Raw genomic sequence first — 25361 nt, 5'->3', positions numbered from 1 at the left:
TCTCCGTAGGAAGGGGACGGTCAGAGACGCTCGATGACGGTGGCGATGCCCATGCCGCCGCCCACGCACAGGGTGGCGAGGCCGTAGCGCCGGTCCCGCCGCTCCAGCTCGTCGATGAGGGTGCCGAGGATCATGGCGCCGGTGGCGCCCAGCGGGTGGCCGAGCGCGATGGCGCCGCCGTTGACGTTGACCTTGTCGAGGGAGACGCCCATGTCCCGGACGAACCGCAGGACGACCCCGGCGAAGGCCTCGTTGATCTCGATGAGGTCGATGTCCTCGATGGTCAGTCCGGCCTTGGCGAGCGCCTTGCGGCTGGCCGGGGCGGGGCCGGTGAGCATGATGGTCGGCTCGGAGCCGGAGACGGCGGCGGAGACGATGCGGGCGCGCGGGGTGAGCCCGTAGCGCTCGCCGATCCCCTGGTTGCCGATGGCGACGAGGGAGGCGCCGTCCACGATGCCGGAGGAGTTGCCCGCGTGGTGGACGTGGTCGATCTTCTCGACCCAGTGGTACTTCTGGAGCGCCACCGCGTCGAAGCCGCCCATCTCGCCGATCGTCGCGAAGGAGGGCTTGAGCCCGGCGAGCGAGTCGGCGGTGGTGCCGGGGCGCATGTGCTCGTCGTGGTCGAGGACGACGAGGCCGTTGCGGTCCTTGACGGGGACGACGGACCGGGCGAAGCGGTTGTCCTTCCACGCCTCGGCGGCCCGCTCCTGGGAGAGCGCGGCGTACTCGTCCACATCGCGGCGGGAGAAGCCCTCGATGGTGGCGATGAGGTCGGCGCCGATGCCCTGCGGGGCGAAGCCGGTCTCGTAGTTGGTCATCGGGTCCATCGCCCAGGCGCCGCCGTCGGAGCCCATCGGTACGCGGGACATCGACTCGACGCCGCCCGCGAGGATCAGGTCCTCCCAGCCCGAACGCACCTTGGCGGCGGCCAGGTTGACGGCTTCGAGGCCCGAGGCACAGAAGCGGTTCTCCTGGACCCCGGCGACGGTGTCGGGCAGCCCGGCCGCGATGGCGGCGATCCGGGCGATGTCGGAGCCCTGGTCGCCGAGCGGGCTGACCACGCCGAGGACGATGTCGTCCACGGCGGCCGGGTCCAGGCCCGGGAAGCGGGCGCGGATCTCGTGGATCAGGCCGACGACGAGGTCGATGGGCTTGGTGCCGTGCAGGGCGCCGTTGGCCTTGCCGCGGCCGCGCGGGGTGCGGATCGCGTCGTAGACGAATGCTTCGGTACTCAAGACAGCTGCCTTTCGAGGGTGGTGGCGCGAGCGTGGTGGGCGGCGAACGGGTCAGGCGAGCAGCGAGCGGCCGATGATCTCCTTCATGATCTCGGTCGTGCCGCCGTAGATGGTCTGGATGCGGCCGTCGGTGAACGCCCGGGCCACCGGGTACTCCGCCATGTAGCCGTAGCCGCCGTGGAGTTGGAGGCAGCGGTCGGCGACGCGCTTCTGCAGTTCGGTCGCCCACCATTTCGCCATCGAGGCGTGCACGGCGTCGAGGGTGCCGTCGGAGTGGTCCACGATGCAGCGGTCCAGGAAGGCCCGGGTGACGGCGCACTCGGTGGCCATCTCCGCGATCTCGAAGCGGATGTGCTGGAGCTTGGCGAGCGGCCGGCCGAACGCCTCGCGCTCCTTCACGTACGCGGTGGTGATCTCCAGGAGGTGTTCGGCGGCGGCGATCCCGGCGACGGCTATGCCCATGCGTTCCTGGGCGAGGTTGGTCATCAGGTGGATGAAGGCGCCGTCGCGCTCGCCGAGCAGGTTCTCCTTGGGGACGCGCACGTCGTTGAAGAACAGCTCGGCCGTGTCCTGCGACTTCTGGCCGATCTTGTCGAGGTTGCGGCCCCGCTCGAAGCCCTCCGCGCCGCGCTCGACCACGATCAGCGAGAGGCCCTTGGCCCCGCCCTCCGGGGTGGTCTTCGCGACGACGACCACCAGGTCGGCCAGGATGCCGTTGGAGATGAAGGTCTTGGAGCCGTTGAGCAGCCAGTGGTCGCCCTTGTCCTCGGCGGTGGTGCGGATGCCCTGGAGGTCGGAGCCGGCGCCGGGTTCGGTCATGGCGATGGCGGTGATGGTCTCGCCGCTGCAGAAGCCGGGCAGCCAGCGCCGCTTCTGCTCGTCGGTGGCGAGGCCGGTGAGGTACGGGCCGATGATGTCGTTGTGCAGCCCGAGCGCGATCCCGGGGGTGCCGGCCCGGGTGAACTCCTCGGCCAGGACCGCGCTGTAGCGGAAGTCGGTGGTGCCGCCGCCCCCGTACTCCTCGGGCACCGCGAGGCCGAGGAGGCCCTGCCGGCCGGCGGCGCGCCACGCCTCGCGGGAGACGATGCCGTCCTTCTCCCACTGCTCGTAGTGCGGAAGGACCTCCTTGGCGAGGAAGGTGCGCACGGTCTCGCGGAACGCGTCGTGCTCTTCGGTGAAGATCTGCCGCTGCATCAGGGAGTGGTGTCCTTCCGGGTGGTCCGCAGGCCGGGCACGTCCCAGTCGGCGGCGACGGCTTCGGTGTCCGCGCCCGGCAGGACGGGCCCGGTGCGCACGGACGTGGGCGTGGCCGAGAAGCGGGGCGCGGGCGCGGGCTGGGTGAGTCCGCCGTGCTCCACGAAGGTGGCGCGGGCGGCGAGATGCGGGTGGTGCGGGGCCTCGCGGAGCGAGAGGACCGGCGCCACACAGGCGTCCGAGCCGTCGAAGACCTCGGTCCACTCGGCGCGGGTGCGGGTGCGGAACCGGTCCGCGACGGCGGCGCGCAGCTCGTCCCAGCGGGCCAGGTCGTTCCGGTCCGGGACGGTGTCCGCGATCCCGAGGAGCTTCACGAACGCGTCGTAGAACCGCTGCTCCAGCGGGCCCACCGCCATGTACTGCCCGTCGGCGGTCTCGTACGAGCCGTAGAACGGGCAGCCGCCGTCCAGCAGGTTGGCGCCTCGCCGGTCCTGCCAGCTCCCGGCCGCGAGCATGCCGTGGATCATCGTGGCGAGGTGGGCGGCGCCGTCCACGATGGCCGCGTCGACCACCTGTCCGGTGCCGCCGGGCGTACGGGCGTGCTGGAGGGCGGCGAGGATGCCGATGACGAGGTAGAGCGAGCCGCCCGCGTAGTCGCCGACCAGGTTGGCGGGGACGGTGGGCGGCTCGTCCGGCCGGCCGATCATGGAGAGGGTGCCGGTGAGCGCGATGTACGCGATGTCGTGTCCGGCGCGCTCGGCGAGCGGTCCGTCCTGGCCCCAGCCGGTCATCCGCCCGTAGACGAGCTTCGGGTTGCGGGCCAGGCAGGCTTCGGGGCCCACGCCGAGGCGTTCCGCGACGCCCGGCCGGTAGCCCTCGATGAGGACGTCGGCGCGGGCGGCCAGGTCCAGGACGGCGGCCGGACCGTCCGGGGCCTTGAGGTCGACCAGCACGGAGCGCTTGTTGCGGTTGGTGAGGTCGCGGGCCGGGTCGATGCCGAGCCCGGCGCCGCCGGGGCGGTCGACGCGCACGACGTCTGCGCCCAGATCGGCCAGCACCATCGCGGCGAACGGGCCGGGGCCGATACCGGCGAGCTCCACCACCCGAAGCCCGTCGAGGGGCCCGCGCGGGCCGTTCCCTGTACTCGCCATCGAGCCCCCAGCGGTATGACACAACTGATGTAACACCGATGATGCTAGGAATGCACCGCGCTCCGCACAACCCCTTGGGCCGAGCAAGCGCTTAGTTCTTTTCGCGGATCCTCATGGATACTCCCCCATGACCCCCTCCCGCCCTCACACCGCCACGGCGGCCGCGCTAACCTCTGCTCGCTCCATCCGGTGCCGTCCTCCGCGGAGGCTTTCGTGAACAGGCAGAACGGGGCCGCACGCCCCTATGACGTAGTCCTTTTCGGCGCCACCGGTTTCGTGGGCGCGCTCACCGCCGAGTATCTGGCCCGGCACGCCCCCGACGGCTGCCGCTGGGCCCTCGCCGGACGCGACCGCGCCAAGCTGGAGAAGCTCCGCACCCGGCTGACCGCCCTCGATCCGCGCTGCGCGGACGTGCCGCTCATCCGGGCGGACGCCGCCGACAAGGGTTCGCTGCGCGAACTCGCCGAGTCCACGCACGTGGTGGCCACGACCGTCGGCCCCTACGTCTGGTACGGCGAGGAGCTGGTCGCCGCCTGCGCGGAGACGGGGACGGACTACACGGACCTGACGGGCGAGCCGGAGTTCGTGGACCGGATGTACGTGGCGCACGACACCCGGGCCCGCGAGACCGGCGCCCGCATCGTGCACGCCTGCGGTTTCGACTCCGTGCCGCACGACCTCGGCGCCTACTTCACGGTCCGGCAGCTGCCCGAGGACGTGCCGCTGCGCGTCGACGGCTTCGTCCGCAGCAACGCCGTCTTCTCCGGCGGTACGTTCGCCTCGGCGCTCACCGCGATGGGCCGGGGCGCGCAGACGGCGCGCGCCGCGAGGGAACGCCGGCTGTACGAGCCCCGGGTGGCCGGGCGCCGCGTCCACGCCCCGCTCGGCCGCCCCCGCTTCAGCCCGGAGACGGGCACCTGGGCGCTTCCGCTGCCGACGCTCGACGCGCGGATCGTCGCCCGCTCGGCGAAGGCGCTGCCCCGCTACGGCCCCGACTTCCGCTACCGCCACTACGCCTCGGTCAAGCGCCTCCCCGTGGCCCTCGGGGGCACCGCCGCGCTCGGCGTACTGCTCGGCGCCGCGCAGGTGCCGGCCGCGCGGGAGTGGCTGATGGGGCGTTACGAGGCGGGCGCGGGCCCGGACGCGGAGCGCAGGCGGCGCAGCTGGTTCACCGTGCGGTTCGTCGGCGAGGGCGGCGGGCGGCAGGTGTTCACGGAGGTGTCGGGCGGCGATCCGGGGTACGACGAGACGGCGAAGATGCTCGCGGAGTCGGCGCTGTGCCTGGCGCTGGACGAGCTGCCGGCCACCTCGGGGCAGGTCACGACGGCCACCGCGATGGGCGACGCGCTGCTCGGCCGGCTGGTGGCGGCGGGGCTGCGGTTCCGGGTGGCGGCGGTGCGCTGAACCGCCTTCAGCCGGTGGCTGCGCGCAGCGCCCTGCGGCACAGGGAGTCCGCCCTGCGCGTGGTCTCCGGCTGCCGGAAGTCCCGGGCGAGCGCGAGGGTGTGGGCGACGGCGTTGTCCAGGCCGGTGCGGTGCCCGACGGAGACGTAGACCGGCTTGGTGCCGGTCCGGGTGCGCAGGGCCCGGCCGACCTCCTCCGCCCCGTCCAGCAGCGGCGACTGGTCCCCGCGCCGCGGTCCCGGCGGTTCGTGGGTGAAGGTGAACGGGCTCTTGGCGACGCCGATGACCGGGAGCCCGGTGAGGACGCCGAGGTGGCTGGCGAGGCCGAAGCGGCGGGGGTGGGCCCTGCCGTACCCGTCGCAGACGACGAGCCCGGGGTCGGTGCCCAGGTTCTCCAGGGCGGCCAGGACGGTCGGGATCTCGCGGAAGGCCAGCAGCCCCGGGACGTACGGGAAGCTGACCCGGCCGACGGCGGTCGCCTCCTCCACCACCTCCAGCGTCGCGGCGTCGAGCACGACGGCCGCCGCCACCACGATGTCCCGCTCGTCGTCATAGGCGACGTCGACCCCGGTCACCCGGCCGGTCCCGGGCGACGGGCCGGGCTCGTCGAGGATCACCCGGCCGCGCAGGGCGTCCTGGACGGCACGGGCCTCGGCGGCGTCGGAGGGCATGTGCAGCGCTGTCATGGTGCGTCACCCTAGGCGGTGGCCCCGGCGCCCCGCCGGTAGCCTGAGATCATGTTCGTACTTGAGCTGTCCTACACCGCCCCGATGGACCGCGTCGACGCGGCGCTGAGCGCGCACGTCGCCTGGCTCGACCGGCAGTACGAGGCCGGGGTGTTCATCGCCTCCGGGCGCAAGAACCCCCGGGACGGCGGGGTGATCCTCGCGGTCGGGGACGACCGGGCGGCGATCGAGGCGCTGGCGGCGACCGACCCGTTCGTGGTCGAGGGCGTCTGCGCGTACCGGATCACCGAGTTCATCGCCACCAAGACCTCGGACGCGCTCGCCCCGTACCGCCAGCGGCTCTGACGGGTGCTCCCGCCGGAACGGGGCACGCGAACAGGCAGCGGCGTGCGCGGTGATACAGCTCACGCCGACTCCCGGTGCACGGATCGGCGGCCTCCGCCGTCTCTACGGGTGCCGGGAACCGTTCGTCCGGTCGCGAGAGGGAGCAGGTTCGTGTCCACGGTCATCGAACAGTCCGTACAGGCCCGCATGGTGGCGTCCGCGCCGCAGATGGAGACCCTGCCCGCCGTCCTGAGCTACGACCGGGCGGACCCCTTCGCCGTACGCATGGCGTTCCCCGCGCCGGCGACGCTGGAAGGGACCGAGGTGTCCTGGCAGTTCTCCCGGGACCTGCTCGCCGCCGGGATGGAGGTGCCGTCCGGGCTCGGGGACGTACGCGTCAGGCCGTTCGGCTACGACCGTACGGTGCTGGAGTTCCACGCCGCCGAGGGGATCGCGATGGTGCATGTGCGCACCGCGGATCTGCGGCGGTTCCTGCGACGGGCCCAGGAGCTGGTGCCCTGCGGCCATGAGCACCGGTTCCTGGACCTCGACCGGAATCTGACCGAGCTCTTCGGCCCCTGCTGAGTCCGCGACCCGCTTGCGCGCGGGGGCCGTTAATCCGATTGCTCCCTCCCCGGGCCCCGCGTAACGTTCCCGGTGTCCTTGTCGTCGCCGAATGGAGCAGGCCCTTGAAGGTCTGAGGTCCCGAGACACCGTGTCGCGTGCCATGACCGGCCTTTGCCGTGTCCGCGCGCCCGAGTGCGACCTCAGCTCTCCGAGCCGTCCTCCGCGACCAGGGCCTTCCCTCCGCGCTACCGGATTTTCCGCCGGAACGCGTCGAATGCCAGTGGCCGGTGTCTCGTCCCGTTGCCCTGTCCTTCCTCGCAACCGGGAGATTCCTCATGTCTACCCCCACCGCCCACATCACCTGTTCCGCCCTGTCCCTGGTCTGGCCCGACGGCGGCCGGGCCCTGGACGGCCTCGATCTCTCCGTGGGCCCCGGCCGCACGGGGCTCATCGGCCTCAACGGGGCCGGAAAGTCCACCCTGCTCCGGCTGCTCGCCGGGGAGATCGAGCCCACCGGGGGCCGGATCGCCGTCTCCGGTGAAGTGGGCTACCTGCCGCAGAACCTGGTCCTGGACACGGAGTTGCGCGTCGACGCCGCGCTCGGGATCGACACGGTCCGCCGCGCGCTGCACGCCATCGAGGCCGGTGACGTCGGCGAGGAGCACTTCACCGTCGTCGGCGACGACTGGGACGTCGAGGAGCGGGCCCGCGCCACCCTCGACGGGCTGGGCCTCGGCCACATCGGGCTCGACCGCACGATCGGCGAGATGTCCGGCGGCGAGTGCGTGCTGCTGCGGCTGGCAGCCCTGCTGCTGGCCCGGCCCGACGTGCTGCTGCTTGACGAGCCGACCAACAACCTGGACCTGTACGCCAGACTGCGCCTGTACGCGGCCGTCGACGCCTGGCACGGGGTGCTCGTCGTCGTCAGCCACGACCGGGAACTCCTGGAGCGGGTCGACCAGATCGCCGACCTGCGGGACTCCACCGTCACCTGGTACGGCGGCAACCTCTCCGCGTACGAGGAGGCGCTGGCCGTCGAGCAGGAGGCGGCCGAGCGCATGGTGCGCGTCGCCGAGGCCGACATGAAGCGGCAGAAGCGCGAACTGGCCGACGCCCAGGTGAAACTGGCCCGGCGCAAGCGGTACGGGCAGAAGATGTACGAGCAGAAACGCGAACCCAAGATCGTCATGGGGGCACGCAAACGCGCCGCCCAGGAGTCCGCGGGCAAGCACCGGCTCCTGCACGCGGAGCGGCTGGCCGAGGCGAAGGAGCGACTGGACGACGCCGTCGAGCTGGTCCGCGACGACGACGAGATCCGGGTCGAACTGCCGCGCACCCGGGTCCATCCGGGCCGGGGCGTGCTGGTCCTGCGCGATCTGGAACTCGCGTACGGGGCGCGGGTGCGGGGCCAGTACGAGGTGCGCGGTCCGGAGCGCATCGCGCTGGTGGGGCGCAACGGGGCGGGCAAGACCACGCTGCTCCGCACGCTCGCCGGTGAGCTGGCCCCGGTGTCCGGCGAGGCCGTGACCGACGTCCCGCTGCGCTTCCTGCCCCAGCGGCTCGACGTGCTGGACGACGGGCTGAGCGTGGTGGAGAACGTGGCGCGGTTCGCCCCGGACGCCACCAACAACCACATCAGGGCGAGGCTCGCGCACTTCCTCTTCCGGGGTGCGCGGGCGGACCGGGCGGCGGGGACGCTGTCGGGCGGGGAGCGGTTCCGGGCGGCGCTGGCCGCGCTGCTGCTGGCCGAGCCGGCGCCCCAGCTGCTGATGCTGGACGAGCCGACGAACAACCTCGACCTGGCGAGCGTACGACGGCTGACCGAGGCGCTGGAGGCGTACGAGGGGGCGCTCGTCGTGGCCAGCCACGACGTTCCGTTCCTGGAATCGCTGGGGATCACCCGCTGGCTGCTGCTCGACGGGGAGCTGCGGGACACCACGGCCGAGGAGGTGCGCGCCGGGCTCTGACAGAGGGAGAGGGGGTGTGCGCCGGGCCGGCGCACACCCCCTCCGCCCTCGGTCACACAGAGTGAGCGACGCTCGCCCGTTCGGGCTTGGCCAGAGCCTTACCGTCGCTTTAACCTACGGTCTCGTAACCTACGAGTCCGTAGGTAATTCTCCCGTCCCCAGGAGCCCTCGTGACGATCACTTCTCCCCATCTCGGCAGTTCACAGGCGTGGACCGATGCCCACCTCCTGTTCGCACTGGAAGAGGTGGTCGAGAAGGAGCTCAACCGGCATCTCAAGGTCGCCAAGGACTGGATGCCGCACGAGTACGTCCCCTTCTCCGACGGGCGCAACTTCCCCGGCGTCTTCGAGGACGGCGAGGCGTGGCGGGCCGAGCAGTCCAAGGTCACCGACATCGGCAAGATCGCGCTCGTGGTGAACCTGCTCACCGAGGACAACCTCCCCAGCTACCACCACGAGATCGCCTCGCTCTTCGGCCGCGACGGCGCCTGGGGCACCTGGGTGCACCGCTGGACGGCCGAGGAGGGCCGGCACGGCATCGTGATGCGGGACTACCTGCTCACCTCGCGCGCCGTCGACCCGGACAAGCTGGAGCAGTTCCGGATGGCGCACATGGCGGAGGGCTTCGAGTCGGACAACCGGCACTCGATGCTGCACTCCGTGGCCTACGTGGCCTTCCAGGAGCTAGCGACCCGCGTCTCGCACCGCAACACCGGGCACCAGTCGGGCGACCCGGTCTGCGACCGGATGCTGGCGCGCATCGCGACCGACGAGAACCTGCACATGGTCTTCTACCGCAACCTGCTGGGCGCGGCGTTCCAGCTGGCCCCGGACCTGACGATGCAGTCCGTGCGCGACGTCGTCGTCAACTTCCGGATGCCCGGCCACGGCATGCCCGGCTTCGAGCGGGCCGCCGCGCAGATGGCGATCGGTGAGATCTACAACATGCGCATCCACCACGACGACGTCATCCAGCCGGTGCTGCGATACCTGAAGGTGCTCGACATCGACGGCCTGGGCCCGGAGGGCCTGAAGGCGCAGGAGGAGCTGGGCCTGTACATGCACGGCCTGGACACCGAGGCGGCGAAGTTCGACGAGAAGCTCGCCGCCCGGAAGGCCCGGATGGCCGCCCGCGCCCAGGGCTGACCGCTCAGGCCCGACCGCACGGAGGTGACGCTCCGGGGGACCGCTCACTCCCGGACCGTCACCTCCGCGTACGCCGCGTCGCGCACCTCCGCCTCCGGGTGGCGCCGCAGCAGCCGCAGCTGGGTCCGCCAGGGCCCGGTCCACCCCGTGTGCCGTCCGCCGGACGCGACCAGCCGCACCGCCAGCAGGCCGTGCGCGAGGCCGCCGTCCTCGGCGAGGCGCCCCGCCACCGCGAGCAGCGTCGCCGCCCCGTCCTCGCCCTGCGGGACACCGTGCTGCGTGCCGTACAGGAGGGCGACGCGGGCGGCGAGCACGGGCCGGCCGGTGACCAGCAGGGCGATGCGGTCCAGCGCGGCGTGCAGCGCGTCCGCCCCGCTCTCCGGGTCCACCGCCCTGGCCAGCAGCTCGACGGCCTGCGGTACGTAGTCGCGGTGGCGGGCCAGCCGGTCGCCGGCGGCGGCGAGGACGGAGCGCAGGGTCGCGTCGGCGCGCCCCCCGGCCGCCGACGCGAGGCGGTTCACCAGGTACACGGCCCGCTGCCGCTCGGGCCGGTCGCGGTCGCTGCCGGCGTCGTCCATGGCCACGGAGTCCGTGAGCGTGGCCAGCGCGCCCATCAGCGCCCGGGCGGCCTCCCCGGAGGCGGCGGGCGCGGCACCGGCCAGCGCGTCGGCGGCCGAGCGCCAGGAGCGGCGGCGCGCCAGGTCCGTCGTGGCGGCGGCCAGCACCTCGCAGATGCCTGGCTCCCACGGTATCCAGCGGGCCACCACGGCGTGGGCGGCCGCGGCCAGCTCCTCGTCGTCCGTGCCGCACACCTCCCGCACCAGGCGCGCGTAGCCGGTGCGGTGCGCCCCGGGCAGGTCCATGGGCCGCACGCGCAGGACGGCGGTGCGCAGCACGGCGGGTCCGGCGGCGGCGTCGGCGAGGAGCCGCCACATCCGCGCGTCGCCGAGCAGCTCGATGGCCCCGGCCACGCAGGCGGCCCGGACGTCCGGGTGCTGCTCGGGGGCTTCGTAGCCCTCGGTGACCAGGTCGGCGGCGGTCTCCCGGGGCAGCCGGGCCACGGCGAGCCGGACGGTCTCCTTGCGGCTGGTGACCTTGCCGGTGCCCGGGGCCAGCCGGGCGCGGAGCATCGGGGCGAGGACGGAGGGGCGGACGTCCTGGGAGGCCCGGCCGGCCGCGAAGACGGCGACCCGGGCGCGGTCGTCCCCGGTGTGGGCGAGCAGGACGGGCAGCATCTCGGGGGCGCGGTCGGTGTGGCCGAGCGCGGTGAGCGCGGCCTCGGCGAGCACGACGTCGTCGGAGCCGGTCCACTCCCCCAGCGACTCGGCGCCGGTCCCGGGGATGCGGGCCAGGGCGACGACGGCGCGCGCCCGTCCGTGCAGCGGCAGCTTCCCGTCGCGCGCGGCGTGGCGCAGGGCGCGTTCGGCGGCGCGGTGCTGGCGGGGCACCCAGCGGCGGATCTCGGCTCCGGGGTGGACGGTCCAGGGGCGGCCGGGGGTCAGGAAGCGGCCGTGCGGCGGCGGGGTCGCGAGGTACGGGTCGAGCAGGTCGGTCCGGGTGCGGGTGAGGACCGCCAGCACCTCGGGCAGGGTGCCGGCCGAGGGGTCGAGCGCGAGGAGCCGTTCGACGCGCTCGCCCCGGTCCGTGTCCGGTTCCAGCCACAGCCGGACGGCGGTCCGCGCGGTGGTGACCGAGCCGAAGCGGATCGCCTGCCACAGCAGGTCCTGGAGCTCGGGCAGCCCGGCCGCGCGGCGGCCCAGCGCCCGGACGAGCGCGAACGCGAGCCCGTAGTCGCTCTTCTCGGCGCCCGCCTCCAGCCAGGGCCGCAGGGCCTCGAACACCTCGTGCTCCTGGCCCCTGCGCAGGGTGCGGTCGAGCCGTCCGAGGTCGGCGCCGCCGGTGTTGCCGGAGATCCGGACCAGGGTGCGCAGCGACCAGCTGACCAGGGCGCGGCGGCCGGTGACGGCGTGTTCGCGCAGCAGCCGTACGGCGAGAGTGCTCAGGGCGTGCCGGGTGGCGTAGGAGGAGTCCCGGGCCTCGACGGCGTCGGCCGCGATCCGGTCCAGGGCGGGTTCCATGGCCTCGGTGAACAGGGCGGCGGGGATGCCCGCGAGGGCGAGGAGGGCAGCCGAGCGGACGGGGTCCTGTTCGTTGCGGAGCCTGGCCATGTCGTCCAGGAGTACGGCGACGGGCCCGGGTGCGCCGGTGCGCCCGGCGTTGCGGACGAGCAGCGGCCAGACGAGGGCCCGGTCCGCGGCGGCGGGCCGGCGGGTGGCGGCGAGCAGCCGGTCCCACACTTCGGCGGCCGGGAGGTAGGACTGGGCGAGGAGCACGGTGTGCCAGTCCTCGCCGCGTTCGGCGGCCCGGTCCGCCATGCGCCGCGCCTCGTCGGCGACGCCGCTGCGGGGCAGTGCGTCGAGGAGGTCCGCGTCGACGGCGGGGCCGCCCGGGCCGCGTCCGGCGGTGACCGAGGCGTGCAGGGCGGTGCGCCGGCCGGGCGGGAGGGCGGCGAGGAGCCGGGCGAGGCCCGCGGAGTTCTGGGCCAGGGCGCGGCCCAGCTCCACGACGAGCCCTTCGGGCGCGGTGCGGGCGAGGCGGACGAGGACGCCGTCGGGCACCCGGCGCGCGCCTTGCTCCAGCATGGACCTGGTCTCGGGGCGCAGCAGCAGCCGGGCGGTGCGGGCCGGGTCGGCGGTGGCGAGGGCGCCGAGGCGGTGGGCCAGCGGCCACGGCAGGGTGGCGGGGCCGAAGCGTTCGAGCAGATCGAGGACGCGGGCGGGCCGGGCGGTGACGGTCGCGGCGATCCCGGGGGCGTACCGCTGCCACCACTCAGGGCGCTGCGGCTCGGGCAGTTCGGCGAGCTGGTGTTCGACGGCGTCCAGGAGGGGGCCGGGGTGGCAGCGGCCCAGGCCGCTCCAGCCGCGTACGGCGTACAGCAGCTCGGGCAGCAGCCGGGCCACGGTGTCGGCGGGGCAGCCGGGGAGCAGCACGGTTGCCTCCGCGTCGCCCCAGTCGCCGCGCACCCGTTCCAGGAGCCGGGCGGCGAGGCCGGTGCGCCCGTCGCGGACGACGGCCCGGAGCAGGCGGCGGCGCGCGGCGCGGGGCAGGTCGTCCAGGGCCTGTTCGTACGCCTCGTCGGGGACGCCGAGGCTCCGGGCGGCCCGCAGGGCGTGGCCCTGCACGAAGGGGTCCGGGTCGGCGAGGTGCGCGCCGGTCCACTCCGCGTCGCCGCCGACGGCCGCCGCGATGGCGGCGAGACCGCGCTCGTACGGGCCGCCACGGTCCAGCTCGTCCAGCACGCGGCGCAATTCCCCCGAAGCGGACAGAACGCGGGCCCGGGCGGCGAGTTCGCGCATGCGCCGGGGGTACGGAAGCGGGTCGAGGGACTTCAGCAGGGCGTCGGTCATGGGGCGATTCTGCCGTGCGGGGGTGTGCCGCCCGGGGGCGGGCGGGGACCGTACGCTGTGCCGGTGAAACCTGTGACCCGCTTCGTTCTCATCGGTGCGCCGCTGGCGATAGCCGTCGCCCTCGTCTTCAACACCGGCGGCGAGGACGCCGGACTGCCGACGGACTCCCCCAAGGCCGCCGAGGCTTCGGCCACCGGGCCGGTGAACCCGGACCCGTTCGCGGCGGCGGACGACGAGGAGCGCGCGGAGATGAACAAGCGGGTCGGCCGGGCGCCGGCCGGGCTCGCCGCGCCGGAGATGCGCGAGATCGCGTGGGAGCTGCTGGCCAGCGCGGAGGGCTCGACGCTGAAGTGGCGCACCCAGTACGCGACGATCGAGGACAGCGGCGACGGCACCGGTTACGCGGCCGGGCTCGTCGGTTTCTGCTCCGGTACGCACGACATGCTGGCGTTCGTGGAGGCGTTCACGAAGGACCACCCGGACAACCCGCTCGCCCCGTATCTGCCCGCGCTGCGCAAGGTCGACGGGACCGGTTCGCACGAGGGCCTGGACCCGGGGTTCACGGGTGCGTGGAAGAAGGCGGCCGAGGACCCGGCGTTCCGCGCGGCGCAGGAGGAGGTCCGCGACAAGCAGTACTTCGAGCCCGCGGTACGCCTGGCGAAGCTGGACGGGCTCGGCGCGCTGGGCCAGTTCATCTACTTCGACACCATGGTGCTCCAGGGGCCGGGGCACGAGGCGGATTCCTTCTACGGCATCCGGCAGGCGGCGCTGGCCGAGGCGGACACGGTCGCGGAGGGCGGAGACGAGTCGGCGTACCTGGACATCTTCCTGGACACGGCGCGCGCCGTGATGAAGTCGAAGAAGAACCAGCAGCACGACACCTCGCGCATCGACACCGCGCAGCGCGTCTTCCTGGAGGACGAGAACCTGGCCCTGGAGCCGCCGCTGACCTGGAAGATGTACGGGGAGACGTTCCGTATCCCGTCGTGATCCCGGCCCTGCGGCGGCCCCTGAAGGCCTTCTAGCCCCGGGCGTCCTGCCGGATCAGTTCGGCGGCCTTCTCGGCGATGGCGACCGTGGGCGCGTGGGTGTGGCCCCGGGTGATGCGCGGCATGACCGAGGCGTCGACCACGCGCAGGCCCCGGACGCCGCGCACCCGGAGCCGGGGGTCGGTGACCGAGCCGGGGTCCTCGCCCATCCGGCAGGTGCCGACGGGGTGGTAGAGGGTTTCCGCCCCGGTCCGGATCGCCTCGGCCAGGCGGTCGTCGTCCACCTCCCCCGGGTAGTGGCCCATGGGTGTCGAGGTGTGCGGGGCGAGAGCGCTGTGGGCGAAGAGCCGTTCGGCGTGGCGGACGCCGTCCATCATGCGCCGCAGATCGGTGCCGTCCGCGAGGTAGCCCGGGTCGATGCGCAGGGCGGAGCGCGGGTCCGGGTGGTCGGTGTCCAGGGTGATGCGGCCGGTGCTCTCGGGCTGGAGGAGGACCACGCCGATCGTGACGCCGTGTTCGGTGGGCGGGGTCAGCCCGTGGTCGATGAACGGGGCCGGGGCGAAGATCAGTTCCAGGTCCGGCGCGGCCGGTGCGGAGGCGCTGCGGACGAAGGCGACGGCCTCCGCCAGGTTGGAGCTCAGCGGTCCGCGCCCGGTGAGCAGGTAGCGGGCGATGTTCACCGGGGCGTCGGCGCCCGTCAGGGTGACCGGGCGCGGGCAGTGCAGGGTGACCGCGAAGGACAGGTGGTCCTGGAGGTTGCGGCCGACGTCCGGGGACGCGGCGCGCACCTCGACGCCCGCGCGGCGCAGTTCGCCGGGGTCGCCGATGCCCGAGCGCAGCAGCAGGTGCGGGGAGCCGATGGCGCCGGCGCTGAGGATCACCTCGCGGCGGGCGGTGAGCGTGCCGGAGCTCTCGGTCTCCACCCCGGTGGCCCGGTCGCCGTCGAAGGCGAGGGCGCGGACGCGGGTGTGCGTGAGGACGTCCAGGTTGGCGCGCTTGGCGGCCGGTTTCAGATAGCCGTCGGCCGCGCTCCAGCGCCGTCCGCGCCGCTGGTTGACGGGGGTGAGGGCGACCCCGCTGTGGTCGGGCGCGTTCAGTTCGGGCAGGAACGTCAGGCCGTCGTCGCGGCAGGCGGTGACGAAGTCGGCGGTGAGCGGGGACGGGCTGCGGGGCGGCGCGATGTGCAGCGGGCCCTCGGTGCCGTACACCGTGCGGTCAACGGCCGGGCCGGACCAGCGCTCGGCGCGCCGGAAGTAGGGCACGATCGCGTCGTGGCCCCAGTCCGGCCCGGCGGACGCCGCCCACGCGTCGTAGTCGTCGCGGTGACCGCGTACCCACATCATCGCGTTGATCGAGGAGGAGCCGCCGAGCGTGTGGCCGCGCGGCCAGAACAGTTCACGGCCGCCGAGCGCCGGCTGCTTCACCGTGCTGAAGTCCCAGTCGAACGGGGTCTTGAACAACTGCGGGAAGGCGGCCGGGATCCGGATCTCCTGCTTGCGGTCGGGTCCGCCCGACTCGACCAGCGCGACCCGCACGGTGGGGTCCTCGGACAGCCGCGCGGCCAGCACGCAGCCGGCCGAACCCGCCCCGACGACGACGTAGTCGTACTCGCTCAACTCGGCTTCTCCTCCAGGTCGACGCGGGTTCCGTCACGCCCACGGGGTCCGCGTACGGAAACGGTGGAGGCCGAAGTCTCGCACGTGCGGGGGTGTTTCAGGCCCGCTCGCGGCCAACTCGGCGCAGCCGCTCCCGCTCCTTCTCGGACAGGCCGCCCCACACGCCGAAGCGCTCGTCGTTGTCGAGGGCGTACTCCAGGCACGCCTGCCGTCCCTCGCAGGCGTTGCAGAGCTGCTTGGCCTCACGGGTGGAGCTGCCGGGGGCCGGGAAGAAGAACTCGGGGCCCGCCTGGGCGCACAGTGCTGTTTCCTGCCAGGAGAAGGCGGGGTCGGTCGCGGTGTTGATCAGCATGACGCCACAGTGCCGTGCCGCGATAAACGACTGATCAACGCCGCGTCAATGGCGCGTCCGCCCGGCCGGGGCACCGGCACCGCATGGGACGATATGAGCCACGTACGCGGAGAGCGGCGGGGTCGCGGAGACAGAGGGACGTACATGAGCGAGGGCGGGGCACCGGCCGGGCGGGCCGCCCGGGAGCTGCTCGTCCGCGCCGACGGTCTGCTGGACGCGGCGCGCGGGGTCCTCGCGGACCACACTCGGGCCGTCACCGCCGTCCGGACGTGCCTGGACCCCCTGCTGGACGCCCTTGTGCGCGCCGATCTCGACTCCATTCCCGTCTCCCGGCTGAAGGACGTCACCGAGGGCCGGCTGCGCCTCGGCGCGATCGAGCAGGCGGGTTTCACGACGGTCGGCCAGGTGTACGGCGCGAACCGCTACGAGCTCCGCCAGATCCCCGGCGTCGGCGCGCAGACGGCGGACCAGGCCTTGGCGGCGGCGGGCGGCATCGCGCACGCGGTGCGGGACACCGTCGCGGTGCGCGTGGACGTGGACGACCGGAACGAGGCGGTGACCGCGCTGCTCGGCGCGGTGTACGGGCTGGTGGCGGCGGGCCCGGACGCGCGGCGGGCGGTGGACGGGGCGCGGGCGCTGGCCGGGCGCCTCGATCCGCTGCTGACGGCGGCCGGTCCGGCGCGGGGGCGGCTGCGGATGCTGTTCGCGGGGCGGCGGTCGCGGGCCGGGGTGCGGGAGGCGGTGACCGGGGTCCGGGCGGCCGTCGCCGACGCGGTGGAGCGTGGGCTGCCGCCGCTGTTCGCCCAGGTGTCGGCCGATCTGCTGCGGGCGCCGGGGTCCCCGGCCGCCGCCTGGGTCGACTTCGAGCTGCGGTCCGCCGAGTACTACAGCCTGCTCGCGGAGCTCTCCGGCTCGGGGCCGGACCGGGACGCGGCGGAGGGGTTCCTGCCGTCGGGGATAGCCGACCGGGTGCGCGGGCTGCGGCTGGACGACGCCAGGCTGCGGGTCTCCCTGCGCGGCTACCAGTCGTTCGGTGCCCGGTTCGCACTCGTCCAGAAGCGGGTGATCCTGGGCGACGAGATGGGGCTCGGCAAGACCGTCCAGGCCATCGCGGCCCTGGCGCACCTCGCGGCGCACGGGGAGACGCACTTCCTGGTGGTGTGCCCGGCGAGCGTCCTCATCAACTGGACGCGGGAGGTCCGGGCCAGGTCCACGCTGCGCGCGCTGCCGGTGCACGGGCCGGAGCGGCGGGAGGCGTTCGCGGAGTGGCGGGATTCCGGCGGGGTCGCGCTGACCACCTTCGACGCGCTGCACGCCCTGCCGGACGCCGGGGAGAGCGGGGTGCGGCCCGGGATGCTCGTGGTGGACGAGGCGCACTACGTGAAGAACCCGGAGACCCGTCGTTCGCGCGCGGTCTCCGGCTGGTCGGGGCTGACCGACCGGGTGCTGTTCCTGACCGGGACGCCGATGGAGAACCGGGTGGAGGAGTTCCGCAGCCTCGTCCGGCAGCTCCGGCCCGAGCTGGCCCCCTCGGTGGGCGCCGGGCACGGCGCGGCGGGCTCGCGGGCGTTCCGCCGGGCCGTGGCCCCCGCCTATCTGCGGCGCAATCAGGAGGACGTCCTCGCCGAGCTGCCCGCCGTGGTCCAGGTGGACGAGTGGGAGGAATTCAGCGAGGGCGACCTGCTGGCGTACCGGGAGGCGGTGGCCGAGGGGCACTTCATGCGGATGCGCCGGGCGGCTTACGCCCGTCCGGAGACCTCCGCCAAGCTGGACCGGCTGCGTGAACTGGTCGGGGACGCGGCGGGCAACGGCCTGAAGGTCGTGGTGTTCTCGTACTTCCGCGAGGTCCTGGAGACGGTGCGCGGGGCACTCGGTGCCGGGGTGTCCGGTCTGCTGTCGGGGAGCGTGGCGGCGGCCCGGCGGCAGGAGATGGTCGACGCGTTCACGGCGGCGGACGGGCACGCGGTGCTGCTGAGCCAGATCCAGGCGGGCGGGGTCGGGCTGAACATGCAGGCCGCGTCCGTCGTCATCCTGTGCGAACCGCAGATCAAGCCGACGACGGAGCACCAGGCCGTGGCCCGGGTGCACCGGATGGGCCAGATACGGACGGTCCGGGTGCACCGGCTGCTCGCCGCGGACAGCATCGACCAGCGCATGCTCGACATCGTGGCCCGCAAGGAGCGCCTGTTCGACGCGTACGCCCGGCGCAGCGATGTCGCCGAGACGACGCCGGACGCGGTGGACGTGTCGGAGGGCGAGCTGGCCCGCCGCATCGTGGAGGAGGAGCAGCGCCGCCTCGGCGCGGCCGCCCGCCCCTCCGTGACGTAGAGCCCGCCCCTGAGCCCTCTACCCGTCGTGCCCGGGGACGGTGCCGTCGCGGTCGGCGACGAGGAGCATGCCGCCCATGCCCCGGTCGGCGTGGCTCTGCACATGGCAGTGGTACATCCAGGCGCCCGCGCCCACGTGTTCGCCCGCGATGACCTGGAAGCCGAAGGAGTCCGCCGGTCCGACGATCTTCGTGTCGACCACCCGGCTCGGGTCGTCGGGGCCGGTGAGCATGCCCGTACGGTTGTCCGCCCAGCGGTGACCGTGCATGTGGAACGTGTGGTAGAAGTCGCCGTGCGTGATCATGACGACTTCGAGCCGGTCGCCGAGCGTGGTCGTGAAGTCCGGGCTCTCCCCGGCCGGGGTGTTGTTGATGGACATGCCGTTGAAGACGATCGTGATCGTCTTGTCCGGCAGGACGTCGCCCCGGCGCCGGACGACCAGCGGCCCGTAGAGCCCTTCGCGGATGCCGCCGGTGCCGTGGGCGGAGCCGACGGCGTGGTCGTGGTAGTGCCAGTAGCCCGCGCTGCCGGGCTGCCAGGTGCCGTCGCGGCGCAGGCCGGCGGTGTGGGTGCGCCAGATGTACGTACGGGTTCCGCCGGGCTCGACGGTGCTGTGGTTCATCCGGGTGCCGTCGCTGGCGATGTCGTAGTCGACGCCGTGCGCGTGCAGCCCGGCCGGGACGTCCAGGGTGTTGACGAACTCGATGTGCAGGGTGTCGCCCTCGTTGAGCTCGATGAGCGGGCCCGGCACGGTGGCCTTGCCCTTTTCGAGCCCGTAGCCCATCCGGCCGTCCGGCAGCTTCTCCACGTACATGCGGATGTGCCGGACCACTCCCCCGGCGGGCGCGCGGCGGACCGGGTGCGGCAGGGCGGTGGCGGGGGCCGGGAGGGACAGCGATGCCACCCCCGCCGCCGCCACGGCCCCGCCGCCCATCAGCATCCGCCGGCTGAAACTTCTGCGGTCCATGTCGAACTCCCCACTGCTGACGGCTGCTGCCGAGGCTCTGGCGACGGGCCGTGACGGACCCGGGAAAATCGCTTACCCACAGTAAGGACAAACTCCGCCCGGGGGCCGCCAAGCCCGGTGGGCGAGTCGCGGAATACGCCTATCGGATCAGGTGAGCGTCGCCGCGTGCTGCGGCATGTGCTCGCGGCCGCCGGGGTGCCGGTGGCGCCATACCCAGAACACGGTGCAGGAGACCAGCGACCAGGCCGCGAGGACCAGGTACGGGAAGACGCGCTGGTGGCCCTGGTAGTAGACGGCGGTGTGCTGGGCGTTGACGGAGGCGCCCGGGGGCAGCCAGCGCCCGATGTGCCCGAGGAGCGAGGGCAGCAGCGGCCAGGAGACGGCCCCGCCGGACGACGGGTTGCCCAGGAGCACCATGACGCCCCAGGTCGGCAGCATCGCCCAGCGGCCGATCAGGGTGTTGAACATGGTGAAGACCATGCCCGAGGTGAACATCGTGAAGGCGAGGATCAGCCAGGACTCGACGAAGGGCAGATCGACCGCCCCGAGCAGCCAGTCGACCACGGCGGCGATGGCGAAGGCGCCGAGGAGCGAGTACGCGACGGTGAAGCCGATCCGCTCCAGCGGGATCAACGACCGGGCGTGCACGCTGAGCTGGATCGAGCCCACGAAGCCGACGATCACCGCCGCGAGCGAGATGTAGAAGAGCGCGAGCCCGCGCGGGTCGCCCTTCTGCAGGGGTTTGACGTCCTGCACGGCCACCGGGATGCCCAGCCCGTCGCCCACCTTCACGGCGGACTCGGCGAGCAGCTGGGCGACGGCCGCCCCGGAGGCCGCGGCCACGTCCAGGGACACGCCCCGGGCGCCGGACCGCACGATGGCGAAGACCCGCTGCTCCTCCAGGGCCTCGCGCGCGGCGGCCGCCGTCGGGTAGACGTGGATGACCAGGGAGGCGTCGAGGGCCTTGTCCATCCCGGCGACGAACTCCCGGCCGCGCTCGGTGTCCGGCTCGCTGACCACGGCGGTGGGGACGCTGTGCGGGGTCGGGTTGGCCATGGCGTACGTGTAGGAGCCGGCGAAGAGCCCGGCGGCGGCGGAGAGGATGAACAGCAGGACGATCGCCGGGAAGTACGGGGACTCCTTGAAGCCCTGCCACTTCTGGCCCCGGGTCAGCGGCCGCCCGTGCGCCCCGTGCTGCGGCTCGCTCACGCCTCGTCGTCCTTGTCGCGGCGGGCGCGGCTCGGCTGCACGCGCTTGGGCTCGCCGGGCATCTTCGGGTACTCGGGCGGGTAGGGCAGGTCGCCGGGGCCGCCGTCGCTCGCGTGGCGGTCGGCGAGTTCGAGCAGCGAGTCCAGGCGGAACGCCTCCTGGTCCATGTCGGCGTGCACGTCGCCGTGTTCCGCGTACCGCACGGGCATGGTGCGGAGGTCGAAGTCGCGGGGCTCGGCGTCGTCCAGCTCCTCCCAGCGCAGCGGGGCGGAGACCGGGGCGTGCGGGAAGGGCCGTACGGAGTAGGCGGAGGCGATGGTGCGGTCGCGGGCGGTCTGGTTGTAGTCCACGAAGATCCGCTCGCCGCGCTCCTCCTTCCACCAGGCGGTGGTCACCCGGTCCGGCATCCGGCTCTCCAGCTCGCGCCCGACCGCGATGGCCGCGCGCCGCACCTCGGTGAACGTCCAGCGCGCCTCGATCGGCACGAAGACGTGGATGCCGCGCCCGCCGGAGGTCTTGGGCCAGCCGCGCAGCCCGTGCTCCTCCAGGACGCCGCGCAGCTCCTGGGCGGCGCGGACCGCGTCGGCGTAACCGGTGCCGGGCTGCGGGTCCAGGTCGATGCGCAGTTCGTCGGGGTGGTCGGTGTCCCCGCCACGGACCGGCCAGGGGTGGAAGGTCAGGGTGCCGAGGTTGGCGGCCCAGAGGACGGCGGCCACCTCGGTGGGGCACATCTCCCGGGCGGACCGCCCGCTCGGGAAGGCGATCGTGGAGGTGGGGATCCAGTCGGGGAGGTTCTTGGGGGCGCGCTTCTGGTAGAAGAACTCGCCCTCGACGCCGTCCACGAACCGCTGGAGGGTGGTGGGCCGGTTGCGCAGGGCGCGCAGGATGCCGGGGCCGACGGCGAGGAAGTACTCGGCGACGTCCCGCTTCGTGTAGCCCTTCTCCGGGAAGTAGACCTTGTCCGGATTCGACAGCCGGACCGCCCGCCCGGCCGCGTCCAGCTCCACCGCTGTGCCCGCTGCTGCCATGTCGGCCACGGTAGGTCGGGCACACATATGCCGCATATCGGGAGACTCCGGTCGCCGTACGGTCCACAATCGGGCCATGGACCTGCCGGTGATGCCGCCCGTGAAGCCGATGCTCGCCAAGTCCGTGAAGCGGATTCCGCCGGGCATGCAGTACGAGGCGAAGTGGGACGGCTTCCGGGCGATCGTGCACCGGGACGGTGACGAGGTGGTGATCGGCAGCCGGACCGGCAAGCCGCTCACCCGGTACTTCCCCGAGGTGGTCGACGCCGTCCGGGAGAATCTGCCGGAGCGGTGTGTGGTGGACGGCGAGATCGTCGTCGCGCACGACGGCCGCCTCGACTTCGACCGGCTCAGCGAGCGCATCCATCCCGCCGAGTCCCGGGTGCGGCTGCTGGCCGGGGAGAGCCCGGCCGCGCTGATCGCCTTCGACCTGCTGGCGCTGGGCGACGAATCGCTTCTGGACACCCCGCAGGCGGACCGGCGCACGGTGCTGGAGGCGGCGCTCGCCGGGGCGTCGGCACCGGTGTACCTGGCCCCGTCCACGACCGACCCGGCACGCGCCGAGGAGTGGTTCGAGCGGTACGAGGGGGCGGGGCTCGACGGAGTCGTCGCGAAGCCGCTCGACGCGCCGTACCGGCCGGACGTCCGAGCCATGTACAAGATCAAGCACGAGCGCACCGCCGACTGCGTGGTGGCCGGATACCGCTTCCACAAGAGCGGCCCGGTCGTCGGCTCGCTGCTGCTCGGTCTGTACGACGACAGCGGCGCGCTCCAGCACGTCGGGGTGTGCGCGGCCTTCCCCATGAAGCGCCGGGCGGAGCTCGTCACCGAGCTGGAACCCCTGCTGACCGACGCCGACGACCATCCGTGGCGCGCCTGGGCCGAGGCCGAGGCGCACGCGGGCGCCCGGCTGCCGGGCGCCCCGAGCCGCTGGTCCGGCAAGAAGGACATGTCCTGGGTGCCGCTGCGGCCGGAGCGGGTCTGCGAGGTGGCGTACGACCACATGGAGGGCGACCGCTTCCGGCACACGGCCCAGTGGCGCCGCTGGCGGCCCGACCGTACGCCGGACGGCTGCACGTACGCACAGCTGGAGGAGGTCGTGCGCTACGACCTCGCCCGGGTGCTGGCGGGCGGCGGCTGAGCCGTCGCGAACACGTGGCCCTCGGGCCTGGCGTCGCCCGGCAGACGGGAATGTGACGACAGGGCCTAGTCCGCCGTGGGCGGCAGGGTGGGCGTGGTGCAGGGTTCGCCGGTCTCCGTGGGGTCGGGCGAGGGCGTGGCCGTGGGCTCGGTGGTGTCGGTCGGGTCGGGAGTCGGGGTGGTCGTGCAGCCCGGGTCCGGCTTCGTCGTGGTCGGGTCCGGGTCGGGGGTGGTGCTCGGGTCCGGGGTGGTGGAGCCGGTGTCCGTGGGGTCGGGCGAGGGGCCGGTGGTGTCCGTCGGGTCCGGGTCGGGCGTGGTGCTCGGGTCGGGGTCGTGGGTGCCGGGTGTGGTCGGGCGGGTACTGGGCTGGGGGCCGACCTCGATGCCGCCGCCGTCCTTGGAACCGGAGCCGCCCACGGGGTGCTTGGGCTTGTCGGGGCTGCCCGCGCCCGGGCTCCTCGGGATGGGCCCCGTGCCGTCGGTGACCGAGTGGATGCCCTTGCGGTAGAACTCCAGCCAGGACAGCACCGTCCGCAGATAGGTCTCCGAGTGGTTGTAGCTGAGGATCGCCCGGTTCATGTCGGAGGGGATCGACAGATCGCGCGTCCCGGCGCAGAGGTAGGCCCCGGCGGCGAGCGCCGCGTCGTACACGTTGTTCGGATCGCGGCGGCCGTCGCCGTTGCCGTCGCGGCCCCAGTGCGCCCACGTCGAGGGGATGAACTGCATCGGGCCGACCGCCCGGTCGTACGTCGCGTCCCCGTCGTAGGCTCCGCCGTCGGTGTCCGCGATGTGGGCGAACCCCGCGCCGTTGAGGACCGGGCCGAGGATCGGCGAGACGGTGGTGCCGTTCCTGTCGACCCGGCCGCCGGCCGCGTGCCCGGACTCGACCTTGCCGATCGCCGCCAGTAACTGCCAGGGCAGCCGGCAGCCGGGGTCGCTGCGGCCCATCGTGGTCTCGGCCCTGCGGTAGGCGGCGAGCACGGTGGCCGGGATGCCCGCCTCGGCCCAGGACTGCCTGGCCGCGTGGCTCTGCTTCTCGCCCTTCTTCGGCGGCTTCGGGCTCTTCAGTGGCGGGAGTTCGGTGTGGTACGAGTCGTCGCTGGGGACCTCGGACCAGACGACGTCGTCCGTCGTGTGGCGGGGCTTCGGGGTCTCCTCGTGCGCGACGAGCTGGGGTGCCTGGGACGCCGTGAGCGCGGCCATCGCGGCGACGGCGGCTGCGGTGCCGCCGAGTCCGCGGCGCATGGTGCCGTTGAACCTCATGCGTGCTCTCCTTGGTGGGTCGTCCGGGTCACCGGGTGAAGGTGTCGATCGCGGAGATCCGCCAGCTGCCGCCCTTGCGGACCGCGTCCACGCTGAACATGGCGGCGGCGTAAGTGGTCTCCTCGGACTTTCCGGTACGGGTGTTGCGCTGGTCGGCGTAGATCAGCAGCCGGGCGCGGTCGCCGTCGAGCAGCTCCACGCCGCTGTCGGTGACGGTCGTGGTGAGGACCAGCTTCTGCTTCGGCGCCTGCTCCCGGACCTCGGCGAGCATGTCCGCGTGCTGCTGGACCGCCTTGCCGGTCAGATACTTCGTCACCGCCGCCTCGGCCTTGGTGGGTGAGGCGTAGTCGTACGAGAAGACCGCGCCGACGGCCTCGGTGATCTGCCCCTTCACCTCGCTGGTGCGGCTGATGTCGGTCAGGGCGGTGTTCTGCCTGCTGGGGTCGTCGCGCAGGCTCGCCGCCGAGGTGAACGCCCAGGCGGCGACTCCGCCGAGGACGAGGGTGAGGACGCAGAGGACGGCGGTCAGGCTGAGGCGCGGGCGGCGCCTCCTGGTCTCCGGCGCGCTCCCCTCATCCGCTTCCGGGGCTTCTTCCGGGGCTTCTTCCGGATCGCCGCTCGCCTCGGCCGTGTCCTGCGTGGCGTCCGGCTTCTCCACATCCGGGCCGCGCCCGGAGCCGGGGCGGGGCGGGGCGGTCGTCGCGGCGCGCTCGGCGGCGGCGACGGTGGCCAGGCGGCGCTGACGGTTGACCAGGTGACGGGTGGTCGACATGTCCGGTTTCCTCTCGGTGCGGGGGCGGGGGTGTCAGCCGGCGGTGTTGCCGACGGGCGCCTGGCCGAGGGCGCTGAGCTTCCACCCGTCGGGGGTGTGGGTGAGCTGGCCGAGCATCCGGCTCTCCTTCACCGCGGGCTTGCCCTTGGGCGCGGTCACGGTCACCCGGAGCGCCACCATGACCCCGGCCTTCCCGGCCCGGTCGTCCAGCTCGGTGACCGCACCGGCCAGCACCTTCGCGGTGCTGACGGTCTTCGCCTCCTGGATCTGCTTCACGAACCCGTCCCGCCCGTCGACCAGTTGCCGGTGCAGGTCCCCGGTGGTGGAGTCCTCCCAGCTGTCCAGCCCCTTCTCCAGCTGCGCGTGGTCGAGCGTGTTCATGTTCTGCACGGCCTGCTCCCCCGCCGCCAGCACCTCGTCGCGGGTCTGGGCGTACGCGGCCGAGCTGTCGTGCCCCGCCTGGTACCGGGACACTCCGCCCCAGCCCGCGGCTGCCGCTGCCGCGACCGTCAGCACGATCGCCGCCGCCACCAGCGGATTTCTCGTCATCGCTACCCGTGCCATCGCTGCCTCTCCCTGCCGGCGGTCCCGCCGTGCTGTGCTGTCCGTGCTCGGTGGT

Annotated in this window: 21 protein-coding genes; 8 read left to right on the top strand and 13 right to left on the bottom strand. The window is 73.5% G+C overall.

Annotated features, from left to right (window positions below):
* Window positions 1–20: 20 nt before the first annotated feature.
* Genes OHS17_RS29365 through OHS17_RS29355 form a run of 3 tightly spaced genes read right to left on the bottom strand, consistent with a single transcriptional unit; the run spans window position 21 to window position 3580 of the window.
* Window positions 21–1235 carry an acetyl-CoA C-acetyltransferase gene (locus OHS17_RS29365; protein ID WP_330314589.1) on the bottom strand — a complete coding sequence of 405 codons (1215 nt, stop codon included), beginning with the start codon at window positions 1233–1235 and terminating at the stop codon, window positions 21–23.
* A 51-nt stretch (window positions 1236–1286) separates the two neighbouring features.
* The gene (locus OHS17_RS29360; protein ID WP_164403913.1) at window positions 1287–2429 is read right to left on the bottom strand and encodes an acyl-CoA dehydrogenase family protein; all 1143 of its coding nucleotides are present in this window, start codon (window positions 2427–2429) and stop codon (window positions 1287–1289) included.
* The gene (locus tag OHS17_RS29355) at window positions 2429–3580 is read right to left on the bottom strand and encodes a CaiB/BaiF CoA transferase family protein (RefSeq protein ID WP_330314588.1); all 1152 of its coding nucleotides are present in this window, start codon (window positions 3578–3580) and stop codon (window positions 2429–2431) included. Before OHS17_RS29355 ends, OHS17_RS29360 begins: the two co-directional genes overlap by 1 nt.
* A gap of 213 nt (window positions 3581–3793) precedes the next feature.
* Here OHS17_RS29355 and OHS17_RS29350 point away from each other — a divergent pair, with 213 nt between their 5' ends.
* Window positions 3794–4984, top strand: a complete 1191-nt coding sequence (locus tag OHS17_RS29350) for a saccharopine dehydrogenase family protein (protein ID WP_330314587.1) — start codon at window positions 3794–3796, stop codon at window positions 4982–4984.
* A gap of 7 nt (window positions 4985–4991) precedes the next feature.
* Here OHS17_RS29350 and OHS17_RS29345 read toward each other — a convergent pair whose 3' ends face one another.
* Complete coding sequence (locus tag OHS17_RS29345) at window positions 4992–5654, bottom strand: endonuclease V (RefSeq protein WP_330315389.1); 663 nt, start codon at window positions 5652–5654, stop codon at window positions 4992–4994.
* 66 nt (window positions 5655–5720) lie between these two features.
* Here OHS17_RS29345 and OHS17_RS29340 point away from each other — a divergent pair, with 66 nt between their 5' ends.
* From OHS17_RS29340 to OHS17_RS29325, 4 genes are all read left to right on the top strand, one after another.
* Complete coding sequence (locus OHS17_RS29340) at window positions 5721–6014, top strand: YciI family protein (RefSeq protein ID WP_161210442.1); 294 nt, start codon at window positions 5721–5723, stop codon at window positions 6012–6014.
* A gap of 150 nt (window positions 6015–6164) precedes the next feature.
* Window positions 6165–6578: an SsgA family sporulation/cell division regulator gene (locus tag OHS17_RS29335; RefSeq protein WP_018100187.1), complete on the top strand. Its 414-nt coding sequence runs from the start codon at window positions 6165–6167 to the stop codon at window positions 6576–6578.
* Between the two features lie 317 nt (window positions 6579–6895).
* Window positions 6896–8527 carry an ABC-F family ATP-binding cassette domain-containing protein gene (locus OHS17_RS29330; protein ID WP_330314586.1) on the top strand — a complete coding sequence of 544 codons (1632 nt, stop codon included), beginning with the start codon at window positions 6896–6898 and terminating at the stop codon, window positions 8525–8527.
* A gap of 170 nt (window positions 8528–8697) precedes the next feature.
* Complete coding sequence (locus OHS17_RS29325; RefSeq protein ID WP_330314585.1) at window positions 8698–9672, top strand: acyl-ACP desaturase; 975 nt, start codon at window positions 8698–8700, stop codon at window positions 9670–9672.
* A gap of 44 nt (window positions 9673–9716) precedes the next feature.
* On the opposite strand, the gene OHS17_RS29320 is transcribed toward OHS17_RS29325, so the two are convergent.
* The gene (locus tag OHS17_RS29320) at window positions 9717–13079 is read right to left on the bottom strand and encodes a hypothetical protein (protein WP_330314584.1); all 3363 of its coding nucleotides are present in this window, start codon (window positions 13077–13079) and stop codon (window positions 9717–9719) included.
* Between the two features lie 72 nt (window positions 13080–13151).
* Here OHS17_RS29320 and OHS17_RS29315 point away from each other — a divergent pair, with 72 nt between their 5' ends.
* On the top strand, window positions 13152–14069 hold the full coding sequence (locus OHS17_RS29315) for a chitosanase (RefSeq protein ID WP_330315388.1): 918 nt from the start codon (window positions 13152–13154) through the stop codon (window positions 14067–14069).
* A gap of 31 nt (window positions 14070–14100) precedes the next feature.
* Here the strand turns inward: OHS17_RS29315 and OHS17_RS29310 are convergent, their stop codons facing one another.
* Entirely contained in the window at window positions 14101–15684 is a 1584-nt protein-coding gene (locus OHS17_RS29310; RefSeq protein WP_330314583.1) for a GMC family oxidoreductase, read from the bottom strand.
* 97 nt (window positions 15685–15781) lie between these two features.
* Window positions 15782–16036, bottom strand: a complete 255-nt coding sequence (locus OHS17_RS29305; protein ID WP_018100193.1) for a WhiB family transcriptional regulator — start codon at window positions 16034–16036, stop codon at window positions 15782–15784.
* Window positions 16037–16180: 144 nt separating this feature from the next.
* Between OHS17_RS29305 and OHS17_RS29300 the strand changes: the two genes are divergently transcribed.
* Window positions 16181–18364, top strand: a complete 2184-nt coding sequence (locus OHS17_RS29300) for a DEAD/DEAH box helicase (protein ID WP_330314582.1) — start codon at window positions 16181–16183, stop codon at window positions 18362–18364.
* An 18-nt stretch (window positions 18365–18382) separates the two neighbouring features.
* On the opposite strand, the gene OHS17_RS29295 is transcribed toward OHS17_RS29300, so the two are convergent.
* From OHS17_RS29295 to ligD, 3 genes are all read right to left on the bottom strand, one after another.
* Complete coding sequence (locus tag OHS17_RS29295; RefSeq protein WP_330314581.1) at window positions 18383–19330, bottom strand: multicopper oxidase domain-containing protein; 948 nt, start codon at window positions 19328–19330, stop codon at window positions 18383–18385.
* Window positions 19331–19477: 147 nt separating this feature from the next.
* Window positions 19478–20539 (bottom strand): ABC transporter permease, encoded by a 1062-nt coding sequence (locus tag OHS17_RS29290; protein ID WP_330314580.1) that lies wholly within the window; start codon window positions 20537–20539, stop codon window positions 19478–19480.
* Window positions 20536–21546, bottom strand: a complete 1011-nt coding sequence (gene ligD, locus OHS17_RS29285; protein ID WP_161207124.1) for a non-homologous end-joining DNA ligase — start codon at window positions 21544–21546, stop codon at window positions 20536–20538. The genes OHS17_RS29290 and ligD overlap by 4 nt, the downstream gene beginning before the upstream one ends.
* Window positions 21547–21643: 97 nt before the next feature.
* Here ligD and OHS17_RS29280 point away from each other — a divergent pair, with 97 nt between their 5' ends.
* Complete coding sequence (locus tag OHS17_RS29280; protein ID WP_330314579.1) at window positions 21644–22708, top strand: ATP-dependent DNA ligase; 1065 nt, start codon at window positions 21644–21646, stop codon at window positions 22706–22708.
* A 65-nt stretch (window positions 22709–22773) separates the two neighbouring features.
* On the opposite strand, the gene OHS17_RS29275 is transcribed toward OHS17_RS29280, so the two are convergent.
* From OHS17_RS29275 to OHS17_RS29265, 3 genes are read right to left on the bottom strand one after another with little or no spacing between them, the layout of a single operon-like run.
* A complete protein-coding gene (locus OHS17_RS29275; protein WP_330314578.1) occupies window positions 22774–23970 on the bottom strand; it encodes a lytic transglycosylase domain-containing protein in 1197 nt (398 codons plus the stop codon).
* Between the two features lie 28 nt (window positions 23971–23998).
* The gene (locus OHS17_RS29270) at window positions 23999–24742 is read right to left on the bottom strand and encodes a hypothetical protein (protein ID WP_330314577.1); all 744 of its coding nucleotides are present in this window, start codon (window positions 24740–24742) and stop codon (window positions 23999–24001) included.
* Between the two features lie 33 nt (window positions 24743–24775).
* On the bottom strand, window positions 24776–25306 hold the full coding sequence (locus OHS17_RS29265; RefSeq protein WP_330314576.1) for a hypothetical protein: 531 nt from the start codon (window positions 25304–25306) through the stop codon (window positions 24776–24778).
* Window positions 25307–25361: the final 55 nt, after the last annotated feature.

The organism is Streptomyces sp. NBC_00523 (genome assembly GCF_036346615.1).
Classification (GTDB): Bacteria; Actinomycetota; Actinomycetes; order Streptomycetales; family Streptomycetaceae; genus Streptomyces.
Note: the sequence above shows the minus strand (reverse complement) of the source record. Positions and strands in the feature narration are given on the sequence as shown.